Genomic DNA, 20629 nt, shown 5'->3' on the forward strand with positions numbered 1-20629 from the left:
GCTAGGTTACCGATGGATGAGGTCTATGGGATGTGTCACTTCGATTGGAATAATTCGCTCTGCACCAACTCATGCACGATCGATCGCAAGCCGTAACCGCTTTTCGCGGCGGCTTGCACGATGCGCTCGATGGCCGGCTGATCCAAGCCGGTTGCCGGAGCGCCCGTGGAATAGGTGACGAGATGACGCGTGATGCCTTGCGCCAATCGCTCGGGCTGTGCAATGAGCATCTTGCGTAATTCGCCGATGTCGGCGAAGGGGCGACCGTCCGGAGTTTGGCCGCTGCAATCTACCGGAAGGCCGTCGCGCCACGTTGGGAGTCCTTGGCGTTTTTGGTATGGCAGCGCCATCACCTCGGCGTCGATCTCGCGGTACTTCGTGCGATAGCCTCCGGCGACGTCGAAGCTTTCGAGCGCGAATCCGTAGGGATCGAATTTCGCATGGCAAGCCGCGCAGGAGCCCGTTCCTCGATGCAGCGTCAATTGTTCGCGCAATGTCTTCGCGCCGCGCACGTCGGGCTCGATCGGATTGATATTCGGCGGCGGAGGCGGAATCGGCGTACCGAGCAATCGCTCGGCGACCCACACGCCGCGCTTGACCGGCGACGTGTTCGTGCCGTTGGCCGTTACCTTCAATACCGAGGGCTGCGTCCACAGCCCTCCGAACGGCGACGACGCGGGCAACGCCACTTGGCGAAGCTGATGACCTTGCACGGGGGGCAAACTGTAATGCTTGGCGAGGGCTTCATTCACGAGCACCCACGGCGAATCGACGAAGTAAGTCACGCTGAGATTTTCATCGATCAACCGGCGAAAGTAAGCTTGTGTTTCCAGAATGCTCGAAGGCTTGAGCAGGTTGTTCTTCCCGTACTCGGGATAGAGATTGGCATCGGGCGAAGTGTCGTCGATCGCTCGCAAGCCGAGCCATTGATTCAGGAAGTCGTTCACGAATCGCGACGACTTCGGATCATGGAGCAGACGCTCGGTTTGCTCGCGCAGCACTTGCGGATCGCGAAGCTTGCCCGCTCCTGCGAGTTCGAGCAGCTTGTCGTCGGGCGTCGAGTTCCAAAGGAAATACGACAACCGCGAAGCAAGCGCAAAGTCGTCGAGGCGGCCGGGTTGTTCGATCACGCAGAAAAACTCGGGCGACGTCATCAACGCGGAAACTTGATCGAGAAACACGCGATCGAGCGTGATGCCGTCGTCGAGTTGCTTCGCAAGCGTGTCGACGATCGCCGTCAGCTCCGAGTCCGTCAGCGGGCGACGAAAGAAACGCGCGCCGATTCGCTGGAAGGTCGTTTTCATCACGGCTAGAAACTGCTCGCGGTCGATCGATTTCGCCTGTAAATGTTTCGGGCCGGTCGCATTCGCGATGACTTTACGCTGCGCGCGCAACTCTTCGATCAACGCCGGCGGGAAATCGGCGGTCAACCAGAGATCGCCGGCGAGCGGTAATGTCGGTTGTTCGACATCGATGTATTGCAGTGCCAAGCCCGGGCCTTTGCATTGCGACGCCTGCGAATTCTTCGGCACCTGAACGCCGAGCCCGAACGGGATAACACGGAGTGCATCGCCGACCGGGGAGCGATCGTTCAAATCGCGGGTGCGCAAATAGACCTCGGTTTCGATCACGGCCGGTTTTCCCGGCGGCGCTTCCAAGATCGTGAGCAGATCGATGATCTGAGGATACGCACCGGTGTGACCCGCATAGACGCCGAACGCCATCGGCTTATCGGTCTGATAGCCGTAGACCGCGATGCGCAGCTTGTGCATGCCGGGGCGCGAGGCGGAGAAGCCGCGGTTCGGGCCGGAAGCCGTGTCGGAATTGAACGAGACTTTCCAGCCGTCGTCGAGTTCGAGAATGTGCCCTTTCGACTGTTCGCTTTCGCGCGCCACGGAACGAACCACCGCCTGCATGTGCGGCGGATCGGTCGGCTTCGGAGCTTTCGGGACGTATTTCAACATCCAACTTAAAACATCGTCGGTCATCTTCAGATAACCGGCCGCTCCGGAAGCCGAAAGGGGGAGCGCGGTGCTCACTTTATCGAACCCATCGGTTCGGCCGTCTTCCGGAAGATTCAACCCGACGGTCGGCCGGACGCCGAACAGGTCGTAGATCGTGTTTGCATATTCCGTGCGGCTCAGGCGGCGAAGCTTGCTTCGTCCTTCCGTCGCTTGTTTCGCGACGAGCAGCGTCGTGAAGTCGCCGCGGATCCAGTCGACGATCGCTTTGCGTTCCGCCGCGGTAAGCGGCGTTTCGCCATCGGGGGGCATGGCGCCCGACTCGATCTGGCCGAGCACGCGAAACCAAAGTTGTCGCTCTTCGGCCAGTTGCTCGAGCGAGCGAGGAGCGTCGAGACGGAGCTTCGCTTCCGCGACCTTGTCGCCGTGGCACTTCGCGCAATGCGCTTGCAAGACGGAGTGAACGCCTGCGCGAAACGAAGTCGCCGCATCCTCGGCCCTTGCGACGACAGAATCGGCAACGATGAAGCAAAACAGAATCAGAACACGATGCATGCCGACGACTCTCCGGACGGAATTAACTACGAAAACAAGATATGAGCATTGCGCTGTTCGACGTTTCGGCGCAGCGGTTAGATCAAGCCGTCGATCGTCCCCGAGCCCGAGCCGAATTTGTCGGCCTCGACGCCGAACTTTTGCAGCATGCTGACAAACAGCTTTCCGAGCGGCGTGTTGTGCTTCACGTCGCCGGCGATGTGGCGACCGTGTTTGTACTTGCCCCCGGCGAGCAAGATCGGCAAGTTGCTTGTGCCGTGGCCGCTGGCATCGCCCAGGTTGCTGCCGATGAGCACCTGCGTATTGTCCAGCAGCGTGCCCGACTCTTCTTTCGTATTGCGTAGCGAGAGGAGGAAATCGCGGAACGCTTCGCATTCGGTTCGTTCGATGATCCGCAGTTGTTCGATCTTCGCCGGATTGCGGCCGTGGTGCGAGAGGCCGTGATGGTCTTCGCTCACGCCGGAGATCGGCGGCTTCAGATCCATGCCGCGAATGAAGATCGAAACGACGCGCGTCGAGTCGGTTTGCAGCGCGAGCTTAGCGAGGCCGAACATAAGGCGTGCGCGGCCGATCGTGTCGGCGCGGTCGATCGCATCGGAAGGGGCCGGATCGGCGACTTTGGGTTTCGGCCGGACGACCCAGGCCTCGTCGGCCAGCAATTGCCGCTCCATATCGCGCACGGCCTCGGCGTAGTCGGTAACTTGTTGCTGATCGCGATTGCTGAGCTTCGGTTTGAGCGCCTCGAAGCGATCGCCCATCCGATCGAGAATGCTCTGCCCTCGCTTGAGCCGAGCGAGTTCGTTCTCGACATCCTTCGCGTTGCCCGCCAAGAACATGCGCGCGAAGATTTCCGAGGGCTTGTGCAAGGCCGGAACGGCGGCGCCGCTGGTCGTGTAGGTGAGCGAGCTACCTCCTTCGATCGTCGCCAGCGACAGGAGCGGAAACCGCGTGGCGTTGCCCACATGCTTTGCGGCCAGATAATCGAGCGAGACGGTGTTCCGGAATCCACCGGCGGTCGGATGCTTGGCGCTCGTGAGGAAGCATGCCTCCGAGGCGTGGTCGCCGCCGATGTCGGGATGCGAAATTCCGGAGAACACGGTGAAGTTGTTCCGCAGATCGCCGAGCACCTTCAAATATTCGCTCGGTTCGTAACCCGTGCCGGAAGTCTTGGGAAAAAACGACTCGCCGTACAAGCCGAAGCCGGTGCAAATGCTCACGATCCGTTGCGGCGGTGCCGTTTCGCCCGCAGCGCACAAACTTTCCAACCAAGGCAGCGTCAGCAGCGCCGAACCAGCCTGCAGAAATTGCCGGCGCGAAGGTTGAATCGGAGCGCGGAATGTCGAGTCGAACATGCAAAGACCTTAGCGGGCGGAAACTCAAGGGAGCGATCGTCGCACGATGCGGGCAACGATGTGGTGAAAGTATAATCTAGCAGCAGCGAAACGTCGAAAGTATATGCGAAACCGAACCCAAAGTAGCAGGCACGTTCCACGTGCCGTCCGCCACTTGCGTCGTTCGGAGATGGAGTCGGATCGGGTTGTTTCGAGTCCGCCGTGGCTACGGCACGTGGAACGTGCCTGCTACTTTTCTCAGTCCGCAACGAACTCGTAATTGAGCCCACGAGATTGGGTAAGTGCCTTCGTATTTCAGAAGACTCAAAGCATGGTGATCGAATACAATCAGCTGTGGATCGACGGTACTTTATTCGGACGATCGTGGAACCAGGCGAATATCGACAATGGCAAATCAATCGATCGGCGTCGGTGATCGCGCTCCGAGTTTCACCGTCGAAACTCACGACGGTCGCCGCTTCTCGCTAGCCGATTTCGTCGGCAAGCAGGTGGTCGTCGTCTATTTCTATCCCAAAGATGGGACGAAGATCTGCACGGCCGAAGCGTGTGCATTTCGAGACTCGTTCGAAGATTTTACGAAGGCGGGAGCCGCCGTGATCGGCATCAGCGCCGACACGCTGGAGCGGCACCGCGAGTTCGCGGCGAAAGAGCGATTGCCGTTTACGCTCGTCAGCGATGCCGACGGCAAACTTCGCAAGCTGTTCGGCGTGCCGACCACGCTGTGGCTCATTCCCGGCCGCGTGACGTACGTGATCGATCGTCACGGCGTCGTGCGCCACGTCTTTAATTCGCTATTCACTTCCGACAAGCACGTCGCCGAAGCGTTGGCGATCGTCAAACAGCTCGAACTGGAAAAATAGAGCGAGAGTCGGGCCGTCGTCGGATTCTACTTCTTGCGCGCGATCACGCGATGGTAGTGCAGCAGCACTTCTCGATTCACGACGCGCTTCACCCCTTCGACCAAGCAGCGCGGTTCGTTGTCTTCCTGGCCGAGCCGCATGATTTCGGGAAGCGGAGTTCCCGGCGGAACGGTAAACGTCGATTGCTGGATGATCTGATTTCCGGCATCGAGCTCCGGCACGATGAAGTGGCAGGTCGCACCGAACGTCAGCATGCGCGCGGCATACGCATCGTGATACGGACGAATGCCCTTGAAGCTCGGCAGCAAGCCGTGGTGTAAGTTGATGATCCGGCCGCCAGCATATTTCCAGCAACTGGCAGCGGGAAGGATGCGCATGTAGCGCGCCAGAATGATGTAATCGATGTCGTGTTCGTCGCAAAGCTCGATCATTCGATCGTCGTCGGCGAGCCCTTTGTCGTCGCCGATCGATTCCCACGGGACATCGAACTGTTCGGCCAACGCGCGGCAATTCGGACGATTGCCGATCATCAACGCCGCTTCGGCCCGAATCTCGCCGTCGCGAATCGCACGCAACAGCGCGAGAGGCGGCTCCTGGCGATACGTGGCGCAGATCGCGATCCTCGGCCGCGACGGTCGAAGATCGGGCGACCAAACGCGAACCGAAAGCCCTTTCTCGCGGCCGATCTCCGTCAGGGCATTGCGCAGGGCCGGAAAATCGGCGACTTCCATTTGTGCCCGACAGAGCATCGCGAAGACCCGTTCTTCGTCGTGGTCGTACATCTGAATCTCGGCGATGTTCGCCCCTTGATCCGTGACGAAGTGGATGATCGGATCGGCGAGCCCTTTGTGGTCGGGCCCGACGGCGGTAACGACGATCTGCATCATGGAACGGCAAGTCCTAGAACGGAAACGGAGCGATCTAACGGAAGCGCAGGCGGCACGACACCGGAAGGTATAGACGATAGCAAAAGCCGGTCGGCTTTGTCTTTGCCTCGCGGAGTGTTGGGTAATCCTACCTCGAATTCGGTCGCACAGGCTCGATCTTCGAGTCTGAGTTTGCTGCCGATTGAATCGCTGTAAGTTGCTGTAGGCGTAGTGATTTAGATGCAATCTTGCTGAGTAGTAGCTTTAGCTCTCAGGTGGACACTCGCCACGGCGCCTAAGATACGGACGAATCGGTTGCCCGTAACGTTAGGCGGATGCCGTTGAGATTGTCGTTTGTTTCAGTCGCAACGCATTTGCTGGTATGTACTTGGGGCGATCGCATGCGAGGCGGCGCAAACCCCATATCGGGTCGACTGGTGTTGACTTAAAGCCTCTACTTGTCAAGATGGGTGCTTCTAGCAAATGTGGAAGCACTTTCGGGAATGTGCCCCCAATCGGCCGCGAAACGGCGAAGGATTGCCGGCGGCCACGCGCTCCCACACGAATGCCACCGCATCGGGGCAGGTTCGTGTACGCGCGGAAGAGTCCGAAACAGGGAAAGTAATCAATGATCCAAAATTCGGAACACGTGCTCACCAAGATGTACTCCGCAGAGACGGCTGCCGCGGAAGTGCCGACCGGTACGATCACGGCAGACTCTCCGAACGACGCTCGTTGGCATGCCCGACTCGACGCCGGCGGCCGACTACCGAAGCCGGCTTCGGTTCGCACGAAGTCGATCATGTGGGACTACACGCTCTCGTTCATCGTGTTTCACGCCGTCTCGTTGCTCGCGTTCTTTCCCTACTTTTTCAGTTGGACGGGCGTCGCGCTCGCCGTCGCCGGGATGTACGTCTTCGGCACGCTCGGCATCAACCTTTGCTTTCATCGTTTGCTCACGCATCAAGGCCTGATCGTTCCGAAGTGGCTGGAGCATACGCTCGCGATTTTGGGTGTTTGTTGCGTACAAGATACGCCGGCCAAATGGGTCGCGATCCATCGCTTGCACCACCAACATTCCGATGAACAACCCGATCCGCATAGCCCGCTCGTCAATCTCTTTTGGGGCCACATGGGCTGGCTGCTCGTCGACAATGTGCAGATCAACAATCTGAACCACTATGAAAAGTATGCCCGCGACGTATTGAAAGACCCGTTCTATTTCGCGCTGGAGCGCAAGCTGATGTGGGTCTGGGTCAACATCGCCAGTTGGGGCGTCTTCTTTTTGGGTGGCTTTCTCGTTGAATATGCCCTGTCGCGTAATGTTTCTTCGGCCGTGCAGTTCGGCTGGAGCGTGTTGATCTGGGGGGCATTCGTTCGAACGGTCCTTGTCTGGCATGTTACTTGGAGCGTCAATTCGCTGGCGCATGTTTGGGGGTATCGCAACTACGAGACCGATGAAAATAGCCGCAACAATTGGTTCGTCGGCCTTGTCAGCAACGGCGAAGGGTGGCACAACAATCACCATGCCGATCAGCGCAGTGCGAAGCATGGGCACAAGTGGTGGGAGCTCGACGTCACTTGGTTGACCATCAAGTTCCTCTCGGCGGTCGGGCTCGCGAAGAGTGTGGTCGAGCCGAGCCACCGATTGGATAACGTCAAACTAAGCAACACGTCCTCCTAACGACGGTGCGGAAGAGAGCGGACGGACAAGCCCAAGCATGAGCGCCGAAGCAAGCGTAGTTATTACCGGCCTCGGCGTCGTTTCTCCGCTCGGCATCGGCTATCAAGCCTCCTGGGACGCCCTACTTGCCGGCCGAACCGGGTTGCGCCGCATTACGGAATTCGATCCCGTCAATCTTCGCTCGAAGCTTGCCGGCGAGATCGTAGACTTCGATCCGGCCGAGTTCGTAAAGCCCCGTAAATCGCTCAAGGTGATGGCCCGCGATGCGCAACTCACGATCGCAGCTGCGGGCATGGCTCGCGAGCATGCGAACCTCGGCGCCGACGATGTCGATCCCGATCGCTTCGGAGTTTTGTTCGGCGGCGGTGTGATTCGTTCGCCGCTTGCGGAAGTCGCGGGACCGTATGCCGCTTGCACCGACGACCAGGGCTACGACTTCTCGCGCTGGGGCACCGACGGGCTCGCCACTTGTTTCCCGCTCGGCATGCTCAAGCTCTTGCCGAACATGTTGGCATGCCATATTTCGATCATGCACGATGCGCGTGGCCCGAACAACACGATCTGCCAAGGCAACGCCTCGGGGCTTGTGGCGATCGGCGAAGCGATGCGCGTCATTCAGCGCGGGCAAGCCGACGTAATGATCGGCGGCGGAGCATCGTCGCGGGCCAATGCCTACGACTTAGTCCGCTTGCAGCTCACCGAAGAGGTGACGGACTGCGATGATCCCGAACGAGCCTGCCGTCCGTTCGATATCGACCGCAACGGGCAACTGATGGGGGAAGGGGCCGCCGCGCTCTTGCTGGAAAATCGAGTGCATGCCGAACAACGCGGCGCACCGATTCTCGCCGAAGTACTCGGCGTAGGCACCGCCGGAGAAGCGGTCACCCCGAGCCGACCTTTCGACGGCACGAGCATTCGCGCCGCGGTTCGACGGGCGCTTAATGACGCAAAGCTGAGTCCGCAAGAGATCGGCTTCGTCGTCGCGCATGGGCTCGCAACGCGCGCCGGAGATTTCATCGAAGCGACGGCTTTGGCCGAAGTGCTTCCCGGTCGACCGGTGTTGGGAATGAAAGGCTATATGGGCGGCCTCGGCCCGGCCGATGGAGCCGTCGAAGCAGCCGTGGCGGTCCTCGCGCTCGACCACGGGCACGTGCCGCCGACGCTGCATTGCGATCGGCCCGACCCGAGTTGCCCTATTTCAGTCATCCACGGCCGGCCCCTGACGACATTCGCCCGAACCTGCGTCTTGGTGACCTACACGCTCGCGGGCCAAGCCGCGGCCTTGGTCCTCGCGAAACGGTAAACGCTGTTCAATGAGCGGCCACTTTGCTACCTTGGCCCGGTTGCGAACTCTGGTGCCGATGCGCGTGTCGTTCTCATTTGGTTGACCACCGGAACTCCGAGCCGACGATGTCCGACTCTACGATGCCCTCTTCCATGCCGCATAACTCGATGTTGCCGGTCACGCTCGCCAACGGTGCCGCCGTGGCGCCGCCGTTCGATCCTCGCCGACCTCGCCCGACGTTGGCCGAAGGACAATCGCTTTGCGATCATTGTTCGGCGAAGTGCTGCAAGTATTTCGCGTGGCCGATCGAGCGGCCGACCGAACGTGGCGACTTCGACTACGTTCGCTGGGCGATGCTGCACACGCAGACCACGTTCTTCGTCGAAGACGACGACTGGTATGTTCTCGTCCACACGACCTGTAAGCATTTGCAGCACGACAATCGTTGCGGCATTTATGAAACGCGCCCGGAAATCTGCCGTACCTACTCGACGAACGATTGCGAGTTCGACGACCATTACGTTTACGAAAAGTATTTCGAGACCCCCGAGCAGGTCGACGAATACATGGAAGTCGTCGTGCCGGATAAGAGTCGCAAGTCGATTCGCAGCCGCAAGCCGGCGCTGTTGCCGATTCTGGGTTGAGTGAACTGCTGTTGATTAGGCCTTCTTGCCTTTCCTATTTTCGGTCGGTGTATTTTGAGCGACGTGAAACGAATCGAGCCTCGAACGCTGAAAGGCTTTCGCGACTATCTGCCCGAGGCGATGATTCCGCGTGAACGGCTGATCGAAACGGCGCGCCGTGTCTATCGTTCTTACGGCTTCTCGCCGATCGACACTCCGGCGCTTGAGTATTTGGAAATCCTCACGGGCAAGGGGAGCGAAGAGACCGACAAGCAACTTTATAAGTTTCAAGACCACGGCGATCGCTGGGTCGGCCTGCGTTTCGACCTGACGGTTCCGCTCGCGCGCTTCGCCGCTCAGCACATCAACGTGCTCGGCACGCCATGGAAGCGGTATCATATCGCTTCGGTCTGGCGCGGCGAGAATACGCAAGCCGGCCGATTCCGCGAGTTCATGCAATGCGACTTCGACACGATCGGCACCTTGTCGCCGACGGCCGATATCGAAACGGCGCTCGTCATCAACGACTTATTTCTCGCGCTCGGCTTCGACGACTTCACGATCCGCCTGAACAATCGCTTGCTTCTCAACGGTCTGCTCGAAAAGCTCGGGCTCGCCGACCGCTCGGTGCCGGTCCTTCGCGCGCTCGATAAACTCGCGAAGATCGGCCCGGAGAAGGTTATAGAAGAGATGGCAACCACGGCCGGTGCCGGTGCCGAGCAAGCTCGCGACGTTCTCAAGTTCGCCGGTCTCGAAGGCTCGAACGACGAAGTGTTGCGGCAAGTCGACCCGCTGGTTCGCGGTAGTGAAAAAGGGGAGGCCGGCGTTCAGAAACTGCGCGACCTGCTCGCCGCGGCGACCGCTGCCGGAGTCGTCGAGAAACGCTTAAAGCTCGATGTCTCGATCGCGCGCGGTCTCGATTACTACACCGGCGTGATCTTCGAGACCTTTCTCGGCGCGCTGCCGAAGATCGGTAGCGTCTGCTCCGGCGGGCGTTACGACAACCTCGCCGATCTGTATACGAAGCAAGAGTTGCCCGGCGTCGGCGCTTCCTTGGGTCTCGATCGGTTGCTGGAAGCGATGCACCAGTTGAATCTCATCGAAAAGGTCTCGACCCCGGCCCCGGTCTTCATCGTCTATTTCGTAGAGAACCGACTGCATGACTATCTGAAGCTCGCGGCTCGCATCCGCGCTGCGGGGATCGGCTGCGAGGTCTACCCGGAAGCGAAGAAGATCGGCAAGCAGCTTCAATATGCCGACAAGCGGGGTTTTCGCTTGGCAGTGGTCGCCGGCGACGATGAGTTCGCTTCCGGCGATGTGAAGATCAAAGATCTCAAGTCGGGCGAGAGCGCAACGGTCAAGCTCGCCGGCGACGACTTCTTGTCGAAGTTGAGTTCGCTGCTCGCTGCGCCTTAGATTTCGTCCCGAAGTCGTCGTAGCTCGGGGTGGTTCGCTCGATGTCGAAACGCTCGAATCACTACGAAGCGGCGTTCGAGGAATACTTGCGGACTAAGCGTGCGCCGTACGTCGCGATCGACGAGTCTCGCCGCAGTCTGATCCCGTTCGACTTGCCCGAAGATGCCGCCGGCTCGTTGAAAAGCCTGGATTTTCTGGTCACGTCGTCGCTCGGCATCACTTGGCTCGCCGATGTGAAAGGCCGCCGGTTTCCTTCCGGCGCTCAAAAGCGCTTCTGGAAGAATTGGTCGACGCGCGACGATATCGTGAGCATGAATCGTTGGCAAAATCTCTTCGGCGGGCGCTTCCAGAGTCTATTCGTCTTTGCGTACAATATCGTAGGTGAATCGTCTCCGCTTCCTGCCGAGCAACTGTTCGAGTTTCGCGACGCGAGGTATGCTTTCCTCGGCGTTCGCTTAGAACATTACTCGGCTTACGCGAAGTTGATTTCGCCGAAATGGGAAACCTTAGCGATGCCGACCGCGGAGTTTCGCCGCTGGGCTCAGCCGATGGACGATTTGTTGTAGAGTGCGGCCGACAGGAAGCACGTAGCGTACCTCAGGAAACAACTCGATGGTTCCGACTCGAAACACCGACGATCGTTTCTTCCGACGCGGCTTTGTCGCTCGCATCGCGGCGTCGTTCGTCGTCCTACTCGCGATCACATTTCAGACGAATCCGGCACTTGCTCAGCGGGGCAAGCCGGCGCCGGAGCCCGAGCAGGTTATCAAGAGCTATACGCTGCCGTACTTTTTCAGCGGCGTGGCGGTGTTGCTGGTCGTGATCCCGCTCTGCTTGCCTACGCTTCGCCTGTGGGAAATTCCCAAAGACGAAGACGACTAAGCCTTTTACTTTCACGAGACGCGCGTCTTAAGCGGCGCGCCTACCGTACTGCGGTTCGCTTGCGATTTCGCGGTCGCCCCGCTACCGAGGCTCGCTGCTCTTCGCGCCGTCGTGAATGCGCAAAAAGTTTGGACCGCTTAAGCCGGTCTTCGACGTCGACGGTGCCGATGTCGGCTTGATCGTGCGACCGAAATACGCGCCGATCTGTTGCACGACCGTTCGCTGCTCGTCGATCGTGAGTTCCGGGAAGATCGGCAGGGCCAAAGTTTCGGTCGCGGCCCGTTCCGTCTGCGGCAGGCTGCCGAGCTTGCAGCCGAGGTAAGCGAAGCAGGTTTGCTGATGAAGCGGAACCGGATAATAGATCTCGGTTCCGACTTTACGTTCGGCCAAATACGCCCGGAGCGCATCACGGTTTCCGCCGCGAACGCGCACGATGTACTGATTCCAAACATGGCGGCGTTCCGCTTGCACGACAGGTAGGTCGAGCACTTCGGTGAGGCCTGCCTGCGTGAACGCTTCCGTATAGCGTTGGGCTCGTTCTTGGCGCGCTTCCGTCCAAGTATCCAAGTGCGGCAGCTTGATGTTCAGTACCGCGGCTTGCAACGAATCGAGCCGGCTGTTGATGCCGATGAGTTGATGATAGTAACGGGGCTGCATGCCATGACCGCGCAGCAGGCGAAGCTTGTCGGCCAAGGCATCGTCGTCGGTCGTGAGCATGCCGCCGTCGCCGTAGGCACCGAGGTTCTTCGTCGGATAGTAGCTGAAGCAGGCGATGTCGCCGAGCGCGCCTGTGCGCTTGCCGCGATATTCGGCGCCGATCGCTTGGCAAGAGTCTTCGATGACTCGCAAGCCGTGTTTCTTCGCCAGCGCGTTCAGCGGAGCCATGTCCACGCATTGTCCGTAGAGATGGACCGGTAGAATCACTTTCGTGCGCGGCGTGAGCTTGGCTTCGATCGCCGCGACGTCGATGTTGAACGATTCCGGTTCGATGTCGACGAAAACGGGGGTCGCGCCGAGCCGCGTGACGGCCGAGGCGGTCGCGAAGAACGTATAGCTCGGGCAGATCACTTCATCGCCGGGTCCGATATCGAACGCCATCAAGGCGAGCAATAAAGCATCGCTCCCCGAGGCACACGACACGGCATGCTTCGCCTGGCAATACTTAGCGGTCGCCGTTTCCAATTCCACGCAGTCGGGCCCGAGAATGAATTTGCCCGAACTGCAAACCTTTTGCATCGCGTCCGCGATCTCTTGTTCGAGCACCTGATGCTGCCGCGAAATATCGAACAGCGGAACCGGCTTAAGCGTGGAAGCCGAGGCGGCGGCGGACGGGTTCTGCGGAGCGTTCATAGGGTCTCGACGATAAGCTATGTGTGAGATTTCGCCATGCGGGTACGAGGCGAAAAACGGAAGTGACGGAAGCGAGGGCCGACTGTAGAAATTCGCCCGCAAGGGGTCAAGACGAGCCTAAGAAAGCATCGTCGTCATCGATGCAATCGCTCGCTAAACGCCTGCCGGCACCGCTTGCGGTTTCGCGGTCGCTGTCCGCTTATTGCCGGCGTTCGTAAAAGCCAATCTTAGAACGACAGCGGCGACCAACCGATTTGCGGTTCGCCGTGGATCGTCGGCACGGCCTGTCGCTGCAGGGCATCGATCTTCTCGCGCGTTCGCGCCACTTCGCCGGCCGAAGTGAGAACTTCCAGCCGCAAGTCGAAGCGTCGTATTTCGCCGGGTAGAAGCGTGGCTACTCTCCCTTGCGACTTCTCGAAACTTTTCGTGTTCGGCAAGTTGATGCAGGGTTCCAGGCCGGTCACGTAACCGTCGGCCGTCGGTAGCGGATTTTTCCAAAGCGTAAAGAGCGGAAACTGAGTCCGATCGAAACCGACGGCCAAGCCTTGCTCACCGGTCGGCGAACTCAGCATCGTTTGAGTCCAGCCATCGTCGCCGGCGAGCAACTCGAAGAAGAAGACGCTCTCCGGTCCGTGCCGCGGCGCAGGATACGTTTGCCAAGCCGCGAGTTCGTGGGCCGCATGAGCATCCTTAGGGATCAGCGTCTTTACGGGGGCATGAAAAGTCGCCCCTTCGCCGACGAGCGGCGTTCCTTGATTAATGTGGTAGAGCAATTGCAACTCGCCGGCCAGAGTCGAAATGTTGGTGATCTCATCCCTGATCGAAAACTCAGCCGAGCCGAGCTTCGTGCGCAGGGTCGATGTCAGCCGGAGCTTATTGGAAAACAAGCGCGCCTCGTCGACAGTGCCGATCACCACGATCTCGCTCGTCGCGGAGTCGAAGCCGACCTCCAAGCGATGGACCGGCAAGTTCGCGATCCGTCCGTGCAACGGATGCACGAGCTTGCCCGCCGGATCCCATTCCGGCGCACCGCACCATTCCAAGCCGCAGCGCACGAGAAACTCATCGAAGCCGCTGAGCCAACCGATGCCCGAGGCCTCGTCGACCGGCACGTTCCGCGGATTCACAGGCCCATGCACGGGCGACTGCCAACCGAGCCGCACTCCGCCGCATTCGGCTTGGTGGATCCCCATGCCCCGCGTCGGCACGATCGTGAGCCGTAGCCTGCCGTTGTCGATTTCGACGACGTCGACCCCCTCGCGCAGACCGCCGCGAAGCACTCGTTTTCCGATCGAAAACGGCATTGAGTTCGCCTGCTCGGCGTTCGCAGCAAAATCGTGAGGCCCGAGGAGGCACGACTCTACGAAGAGGTCGCGTCCGACGTCGGTGAGAGTCCGCAAGTCGAGCGCGGGCGAATGGTTCGGCATGAAGTGAATCCAAACGAGGGAACGGTCGGAGCGGGAAAGCGAGCGTCAAGCAGAATATCTCTTCGCCGGATTCCCGACAATCGGCGGCCGCTTTCGCCGTCTCGGATGATTGCGAAGCGCGAGGCCTCGAAGTTACAATGGGCCGACCGTTCGTAGGCACCGCTCGCCTGACCTTATCCCGCCAGCACTTTGCCCGCTTCAAGGACTCTCCGTGATGCTTCGTATCCGCTGCTTGTTCGCGTCGTTGACGATCTTCTCATCGCTGGTCTTGCCTGCCCTGGCGCAGAAGCCGCCTGAGGAAGAGTTGAAGGCGCTCGTCGTGCCCGACGACATGGAGATCAAGCTCTTCGCCTCGGAGCCGATGATCACGAATCCTTCGGCGATCGATATCGACACGAAGGGCCGGGTTTGGGTGGCCGAGATTCAGTGGTATCGTCGGGCTGCGAAGACCCCAGGTGCCGATCAAATCAAGGTGCTTGAAGATACCGACGGCGACGGCAAAGCCGACAAGAGCACGGTCTTTGCCGATACGGTGTTCGCGCCGATGAGCATCTGCGTGGCCGGCGACAAGATCTTCGTTGCCACCAGCCCCGACCTTTGGATGTACGAAGACAAAGACGGCGACCTCAAGGCCGACGGCCCGCCGAAGAAAGTGTTGACCGGCTTCGGCGGCTTGAACCACGATCACGGCGCTCATAGCCTCGTGCTGGGGCCCGACCACAAATGGTGGATGGCCCACGGCGACACCGGTTACAACGTGACCGGCGTCGATGGGTCGAAGATCGAGTTTCCGGCCGGCGGTATGATCCGCGGCGAACTCGACGGCACGAAGCTCGAAAACATCGCGACGAACTTTCGCAATCCGTACGAGATCGCAGTCAGCAGTTTCGGCGAATCGTTTTGCAGCGACAACGACAACGACGGCAACGTGAGCGTGCGCATCTGTTGGATTCTCGAAGGGGGTAACTACGGTTGGTACAAACGACCGGGCCCTAAGTTCTCGTCCGGCGTCCCTTTCGCCAACACCTGGCACTTCCGCGGTGCAATCCCCGGTTTCGTTCCGAGCACGGTCGTAACCGGCTTCGGTTCACCGTGCGGGATGTGCTACTACGAAGGCTCGGCGATTCCTTCGCTCAAAAACACGCCGCTCCATTGCGACGCCGGCCCACGCGAAGTGCGCGCCTATCCGCATCAAAAATCCGGCGCAGGTTTCGAGGCGACGCAACGTAATATCGTTACGAGCAAGGGAGACGATTACTTTCGTCCCGACGACATCTGCACCGCTCCGGACGGCACGCTGTATCTTGCCGATTGGTACGACGGCGGCGTCGGCGGACACGCGTACAACAACCCGGATCAAGGTCGCATCTTCCGCTTAAGCCCCAAGGGTGCGAAGCCGGCCCGTGTGGAAAAGCCGGGGCCGTATACCTCGCTCGCAGACGCGATCGTCGGCCTTCAGAGCCCGAACTTGGCAACGCAATACTTAGCGCGTGAGAAATTGCTGGCCGAAGGACAAGCTGCGGTTCCGGCGCTCGTCGAACTCATGAAGTCGAACACGACGAATTGCGCTCGCGCCATGTGGGTGCTCGACCGCATCGGCGGCGCGGCGCGCGACCAAGTGGTGAAGCTGTTGGAATGCGAAGATCCTGCGCTCGAAGCCTTAGCCGTACGCATTTTGCGTCGTCATGGCGACGACTCCGCGATCACCGCTCGACTCTATAAGAAGGCCGCCGGTTATCACAAGCTCGATGAAATCGGTCGCGAGTTGCTGTTGTTCTTGGCGAAGCAAAAAGGTCCGCAAGCCGAGAAGGCGATCGCTGCTTTGGCGATGAAGTATGCCGGCGGCGATCGTTATGCGTTGGAAACGATCGGCATCGCCGCGCGAGGGCGCGAAGCCGCCGTGTACGACGCGCTCGTGAGCGCCGGCTCGACGAATTGGGAAACGCTTTCGCTGCTTGATCCTAAGCGAGGTCTTCCGGCGGTCATCGCTTTGCTGAACGATGCGTCGGCCGCTTCCGATGCACGTTTGCAGGCGCTGAATCGTTTGGCGGTCGCTCTCGACGACTCGGCATTTGCCGCAGTTGTGGCGCTAGCCGGCAATAATGACGCAGAGCCGAGCTTGCGAAAGACCGCGGTTCATATTCTGCAAGCCAACTGCCATCCTCAAACCGGTCTATGGGCCGGCATTATCGGTCCTGCCGACGGTGCGGTAACCGCTTGGACGAAGCATGAAACGGCCGATCCCAAGAAGGCGCGTGAGCAACTCGTCGAGTGCGCGAAGCGGATCTTGCGGAAGTCGGACGACCAAGGGGGCGTATTGAACCTCGTCGTCTCCGCAAACCTCCCGGAAGTCGGTGCGGAAGTTTTGCCGTTGATCGATTCCTCGAATCCACAGTTGGCGAACCATGCGATTTACGCCGCCTCGGCTCTTCGTCCGAAAGGTGCCGGCGAAGCGCTCTTGAAAACGCTCTCGAATAATAAAGAACCGAAGCTGCGCGAAGCGGCCCTCAACGCGTTGGTCGACATGCAGCAATGGAACGCTTTGAAGTCGCTCGTCGCTACCGGCGCACCGAAGTCGCAGGTCGAAAACGTCGTCAATCGGATGATGAGCACGACAGGTGGCGCGCTGGCGTACTTGAAATGGATCGATGCCGAAGGGCTCGACACGGAAGGTCGGAAGCTCGCGGTCGCCAAGGCGATCAACCATCCCGATGCCAACATCCGAGTGTTGTACGAACGTTTCGTGCCCGAAGGGCAACGTCCGCAGCGCCTCGGAGCCACGATGAAAGCCGAAGACATCCTGAAGCTCACCGGAAATCCCTCGCGAGGCGAGCAGGTTTACAATCAAAGTTCGGCGGCACAGTGTAAGAACTGTCACACGATTCGCGGCATCGGCAAGAATCTCGGTCCGAACCTCACGCAGATCGGCAAGAAGTACGAGAAGGCCGCGCTGCTGGAAACGATCATGGATCCCTCGAAGGCTATCTCGCACGAGTACGTCACCTACGTCGTCGAAACGGCCGACGGCCAATCGTATACCGGGTTCGTAGCCGACAAGGAAGCGAAGACGATCACGGTGCGCACGGCCGAGGATAAGCAAATCAAGATCGACGCGAAGAACATCGAATCGCTCACCGCATCGCCGAAGAGCATGATGCCGGAGTTGGTGCTGCGTGAAGTGACGGCGCAAGATGCCGCCGACTTGCTCGCGTATTTGATGACGCTCAAGTAACCCGACTTCCCTCTGCGATCGTCAGGCGTTCTCGTCCAGCACCGATCGACGGCGCGGAGCTGCTGCGCGCTTCGTTCTCCCCTTTATCGGTAGTCAATTCGCAATGCACACATCTCCGTCGCCGGTTCGTCGCGGACTTCGTTTCGTCGTGGCTTGGGCGATGATCGGAGGATGGTCCTGCCCGGCGTTCGCTGCCGAACCGGTTATTCCTCATCGTCAGACGAAGCCGCCGAACGAGCCTCGCTCGGCCGAAGAGGCCGCGAAGAAGATGACGGTGCCCCCCGGCTTCACGGTCGAAGTCGTGGCGGCCGAGCCCGACGTCGTCAACCCGGTATCGATGACGTTCGACGAGCGGGGGAGAATCTGGATCACGGAGAGTGTCGAATACCCGCGCCGCGCGCCGGGCAAAGGGCGCGACCGGATCAAGATTCTCGAAGACACCGACGGCGACGGCCGGACCGACAAAACGACCGTCTTTGCCGATGGGTTCAATATCCCCTCGGGCATCGCCGTCGGGGCTGGAGGGGTGTGGGTGGCGAACGCGCCTGACCTGCTGTTCTTGCAAGATACCGACGGCGACGATCGTTGCGATAAGACCGAAGTCGTCGTGACGGGCTTCGGCCGCGACGATACGCATGAGTTGCCGAACTCGCTTACGTGGGGCCCCGACGGTTGGCTCTACGGCCTCAACGGCGTCTTCAATCCTTCTCGTATTAAATATCGCGGCAAGTCGTTCGACTTCACTTGTGCGCTGTTTCGGATCCATCCGCGCACGCGCGACTTCGAGCTGTTTTGCGAAGGGACGAGCAACCCTTGGGGAGTCGCGTTCAACGGCGACGGCGATGCCTTCATCAGCGCTTGTGTGATCGACCATCTGTGGCACCTCATCGAGACGGCCTACTACCATCGCCAGGGAGGCGCGTACCCGCCGCATGTTTGGAAGCTGCAATCGATCGTCAACTATCGGCACCAGATGGCGGCCTATTGCGGCATCCATTGGTTCGATAGCGAGGCCTATCCGGCCGAGTATCGTGAGAAGCTCTATATGGGCAACATCCACGGCGGCTGCTTGAACGTCGACCGTATCGAACGCAACGGCGCGACCTACCGCGGCAACAAAGACGAAGATTTCCTCACCGCGAACGACGCTTGGTTTATGCCCGTCGTGCAGAAGACCGGGCCCGATGGTTGCCTCTACGTGCTTGATTGGTACGACCGGTACCACTGTTATCAAGACGCGAATCGCGATCCTAAAGGAATCGATCGACTCAAGGGGCGCTTGTATCGCGTGCGCTACCAAAACTCGCCGCGTGCCCCGAAGTTCGATCTCGCGAAAGAGACCGACGACCAACTCATCGCTCGGCTGCATAGTCCGAACGTTTTCTTTCGCGATATCGCGCAGCGGCTCTTGTGGGAACGCCACGACCCGACCACGCGTAAGAAGCTGGAATCGCTTGTGCTTGATGAATCGGTTGCGCGAAAAGCGCGAATGCACGCCTTGTGGTCGGTCGTTGGCATGGGGCCGCTCGAAGCCGCTTTCGCAGCGAAGCTGAGTGGTCACAGCGACCATGTCTTGCGTTCCTGGTCGGCTCGGGCCCTCGGCAACGCGAAGCAAACCGGCGACGCCGAGGCCGTGCGACAAGTCGTCGCGTTGACCCGCGACGCCTCGCCCGACGTCCGGCTGCAAGCCGTGGTCGCGGCGCCCAAACTACTCGGCGACAAGTCGTATCCGGCGCTGTTCGACGCGCTGCAGACTACGGTGCTCGATCCGGTATTGCCGTCGATCGTCTGGCAGAACCTGCTGCCGCAGTTGTCGACCAAGCGTGCGGAGATCGTCGCCGAGTTCCTCGCTCGCGAAGACGCGAAACACCCGGCCTTTTCGGAGTTGATGCCGCGACTAGCCGCCTGGTTGCTCGCTCAAGGAGAATCCGGCGCCGCCGACGTTGCGAAGCTCGCGCTCGATACGAAGCACCCGCATACGACGTTACTGTGCCTCGAAATTTTGGCCGATCGTCTGCAAAGCGGCGAACTCGGCCCGGCCGCCGATGCCGTGCTGCGCAAGCATTTGGAAGAGCCGCTTGTCCGCATGGCGGGGGAAACGTCGGAAGCCGAAAAGCAATTCGCCGCCACGGCCGTCCTTTGCCATTGGAAGCACCCGACCGCAATCCAACTGATGCAGGGGGTCGTCGCGACGAAGGATTATCAATTGAAGCATCGGCTGGAAGCGGTCGACGCCTGGGCCTCGTCGGGCGATCCGTCGCTGGTAACCGCGATACCGAAATTGCTACCGCCGAGCGATGTGCATCCGCAACCGCTCCGCCGCCGCGTGCTCGAGGCCTTGACGCGCTACGAAGATCCGGCGGTTGCTGCGAATACGCTCGCCGTCTATCCGCAACTCGAAGACGATCTTAAGCCCGCCGCCGTCGAGTTGCTGACGAGTCGTGTTTCTTGGAGCAACGAACTGATCGACGGGATTAAAGCCGGCAAGCTTTCGAAAGACGCCGTCAACGTCAATCAGATCCGCAAGCTCATCAAGTCGGGCGATAAGGACTTAGCGAAACGCGTCGAAGAGACGTGGGGCGCGCTACGAACCGATCGCAACCCACAGCGCGAGCAGGTGGTGAACAAGATGCGCGATCTGTTGCGCAACTCCGCCGGTGATCCGCTTGCCGGCCAAATCGTCTTCTCGAAGGTTTGCGGCCAGTGCCACAAGATTCACGGCACGGGCCAAGAGGTCGGGCCGGATATCACGGTGAACGGTCGTTCGTCGTTCGAGCAGCTTTTATCGAACGTCTTCGATCCGAGCCTTGTGATCGGCAACGCCTATCGAGCCCGAACGGTCGTGATATCGGATGGCCGCGTAATGACGGGCCTGCCGGTGGAAGAGAGTCCGCAGCGCGTCGTCTTGAAGCTGCAAGGGGGGAAGCTCGAAACGATCGCTCGCGCAGACGTCGATGAAATCGAGATCAGTAAGTTGTCGCTGATGCCCGAAGGGGTCGAAGTGCAGTTCAAGCCGCAAGAGTTGATCGACTTGTTCGCGTTTCTTAAGCTCGATAAGCCGCCGACCGATCCCCTGGCGAAGCCGCTTCCGAATTTCGGCGAGCTTCGCGAAGCGCCGCGTATTAAGAAATAGCGC

14 protein-coding genes are annotated in these 20629 nt (G+C 59.9%); 9 read left to right on the plus strand and 5 right to left on the minus strand.

From position 1 onward, the window contains the following. Positions 1 to 35 precede the first annotated feature (35 nt). Positions 36 to 2516 (minus strand): DUF1592 domain-containing protein, encoded by a 2481-nt coding sequence (locus tag K8U03_17110; GenBank protein ID MCE9606611.1) that lies wholly within the window; start codon positions 2514 to 2516, stop codon positions 36 to 38. 77 nt (positions 2517 to 2593) lie between these two features. Continuing rightward, positions 2594 to 3868: a DUF1552 domain-containing protein gene (locus tag K8U03_17115; protein MCE9606612.1), complete on the minus strand. Its 1275-nt coding sequence runs from the start codon at positions 3866 to 3868 to the stop codon at positions 2594 to 2596. A gap of 386 nt (positions 3869 to 4254) precedes the next feature. Between K8U03_17115 and K8U03_17120 the strand changes: the two genes are divergently transcribed. Further along, positions 4255 to 4728: a peroxiredoxin gene (locus K8U03_17120; GenBank protein ID MCE9606613.1), complete on the plus strand. Its 474-nt coding sequence runs from the start codon at positions 4255 to 4257 to the stop codon at positions 4726 to 4728. A 26-nt stretch (positions 4729 to 4754) separates the two neighbouring features. Here the strand turns inward: K8U03_17120 and K8U03_17125 are convergent, their stop codons facing one another. After that, positions 4755 to 5612 (minus strand): formyltetrahydrofolate deformylase, encoded by an 858-nt coding sequence (locus K8U03_17125; protein MCE9606614.1) that lies wholly within the window; start codon positions 5610 to 5612, stop codon positions 4755 to 4757. A gap of 784 nt (positions 5613 to 6396) precedes the next feature. On the opposite strand from K8U03_17125, the gene K8U03_17130 reads away from it, so the two are divergent. The 6 genes from K8U03_17130 (at position 6397) to K8U03_17155 (ending at position 11484) form a co-directional block, all read left to right on the plus strand. Then, positions 6397 to 7278 carry a fatty acid desaturase gene (locus tag K8U03_17130; protein ID MCE9606615.1) on the plus strand — a complete coding sequence of 294 codons (882 nt, stop codon included), beginning with the start codon at positions 6397 to 6399 and terminating at the stop codon, positions 7276 to 7278. A 37-nt stretch (positions 7279 to 7315) separates the two neighbouring features. Beyond that, positions 7316 to 8581 carry a beta-ketoacyl-[acyl-carrier-protein] synthase family protein gene (locus K8U03_17135; protein MCE9606616.1) on the plus strand — a complete coding sequence of 422 codons (1266 nt, stop codon included), beginning with the start codon at positions 7316 to 7318 and terminating at the stop codon, positions 8579 to 8581. A gap of 149 nt (positions 8582 to 8730) precedes the next feature. Beyond that, complete coding sequence (locus K8U03_17140) at positions 8731 to 9207, plus strand: YkgJ family cysteine cluster protein (protein MCE9606617.1); 477 nt, start codon at positions 8731 to 8733, stop codon at positions 9205 to 9207. A 63-nt stretch (positions 9208 to 9270) separates the two neighbouring features. Further along, positions 9271 to 10602 carry a histidine--tRNA ligase gene (gene hisS, locus K8U03_17145; GenBank protein MCE9606618.1) on the plus strand — a complete coding sequence of 444 codons (1332 nt, stop codon included), beginning with the start codon at positions 9271 to 9273 and terminating at the stop codon, positions 10600 to 10602. A gap of 41 nt (positions 10603 to 10643) precedes the next feature. Then, entirely contained in the window at positions 10644 to 11168 is a 525-nt protein-coding gene (locus K8U03_17150) for an HYExAFE family protein (GenBank protein MCE9606619.1), read from the plus strand. 46 nt (positions 11169 to 11214) lie between these two features. After that, positions 11215 to 11484: a hypothetical protein gene (locus K8U03_17155; protein ID MCE9606620.1), complete on the plus strand. Its 270-nt coding sequence runs from the start codon at positions 11215 to 11217 to the stop codon at positions 11482 to 11484. Between the two features lie 81 nt (positions 11485 to 11565). Here K8U03_17155 and K8U03_17160 read toward each other — a convergent pair whose 3' ends face one another. Both K8U03_17160 and K8U03_17165 read right to left on the minus strand, forming a co-directional pair. Continuing rightward, positions 11566 to 12834, minus strand: coding sequence for a DegT/DnrJ/EryC1/StrS family aminotransferase (locus K8U03_17160; protein ID MCE9606621.1), 1269 nt, complete (start codon positions 12832 to 12834; stop codon positions 11566 to 11568). A gap of 227 nt (positions 12835 to 13061) precedes the next feature. Further along, entirely contained in the window at positions 13062 to 14261 is a 1200-nt protein-coding gene (locus K8U03_17165; GenBank protein MCE9606622.1) for an aldose 1-epimerase family protein, read from the minus strand. 214 nt (positions 14262 to 14475) lie between these two features. On the opposite strand from K8U03_17165, the gene K8U03_17170 reads away from it, so the two are divergent. Together K8U03_17170 and K8U03_17175 are read left to right on the plus strand one after the other, a co-directional pair. Next, positions 14476 to 17493 carry a c-type cytochrome gene (locus K8U03_17170; GenBank protein ID MCE9606623.1) on the plus strand — a complete coding sequence of 1006 codons (3018 nt, stop codon included), beginning with the start codon at positions 14476 to 14478 and terminating at the stop codon, positions 17491 to 17493. Positions 17494 to 17653: 160 nt separating this feature from the next. After that, a complete protein-coding gene (locus tag K8U03_17175; GenBank protein ID MCE9606624.1) occupies positions 17654 to 20626 on the plus strand; it encodes a dehydrogenase in 2973 nt (990 codons plus the stop codon). The last annotated feature ends 3 nt before the right edge of the window (positions 20627 to 20629 follow it).

This window comes from Planctomycetia bacterium (assembly GCA_021413845.1).
GTDB lineage: Bacteria > Planctomycetota > Planctomycetia > Pirellulales > PNKZ01 > PNKZ01.

Bases quoted from the DNA above. Each gene is read 5' to 3' on its own strand.
- K8U03_17110 (MCE9606611.1), bottom strand. From the start codon at position 2,516: ATGCATCGTGTTCTGATTCTGTTTTGCTTCATCGTTGCCGATTCTGTC.
- K8U03_17115 (MCE9606612.1), bottom strand. From the start codon at position 3,868: ATGTTCGACTCGACATTCCGCGCTCCGATTCAACCTTCGCGCCGGCAA.
- K8U03_17120 (MCE9606613.1), top strand. From the start codon at position 4,255: ATGGCAAATCAATCGATCGGCGTCGGTGATCGCGCTCCGAGTTTCACC.
- K8U03_17125 (MCE9606614.1), bottom strand. From the start codon at position 5,612: ATGCAGATCGTCGTTACCGCCGTCGGGCCCGACCACAAAGGGCTCGCC.
- K8U03_17130 (MCE9606615.1), top strand. From the start codon at position 6,397: ATGTGGGACTACACGCTCTCGTTCATCGTGTTTCACGCCGTCTCGTTG.
- K8U03_17135 (MCE9606616.1), top strand. From the start codon at position 7,316: ATGAGCGCCGAAGCAAGCGTAGTTATTACCGGCCTCGGCGTCGTTTCT.
- K8U03_17140 (MCE9606617.1), top strand. From the start codon at position 8,731: ATGTTGCCGGTCACGCTCGCCAACGGTGCCGCCGTGGCGCCGCCGTTC.
- K8U03_17150 (MCE9606619.1), top strand. From the start codon at position 10,644: ATGTCGAAACGCTCGAATCACTACGAAGCGGCGTTCGAGGAATACTTG.
- K8U03_17155 (MCE9606620.1), top strand. From the start codon at position 11,215: ATGGTTCCGACTCGAAACACCGACGATCGTTTCTTCCGACGCGGCTTT.
- K8U03_17160 (MCE9606621.1), bottom strand. From the start codon at position 12,834: ATGAACGCTCCGCAGAACCCGTCCGCCGCCGCCTCGGCTTCCACGCTT.
- K8U03_17165 (MCE9606622.1), bottom strand. From the start codon at position 14,261: ATGCCGAACCATTCGCCCGCGCTCGACTTGCGGACTCTCACCGACGTC.
- K8U03_17170 (MCE9606623.1), top strand. From the start codon at position 14,476: ATGCTTCGTATCCGCTGCTTGTTCGCGTCGTTGACGATCTTCTCATCG.
- K8U03_17175 (MCE9606624.1), top strand. From the start codon at position 17,654: ATGATCGGAGGATGGTCCTGCCCGGCGTTCGCTGCCGAACCGGTTATT.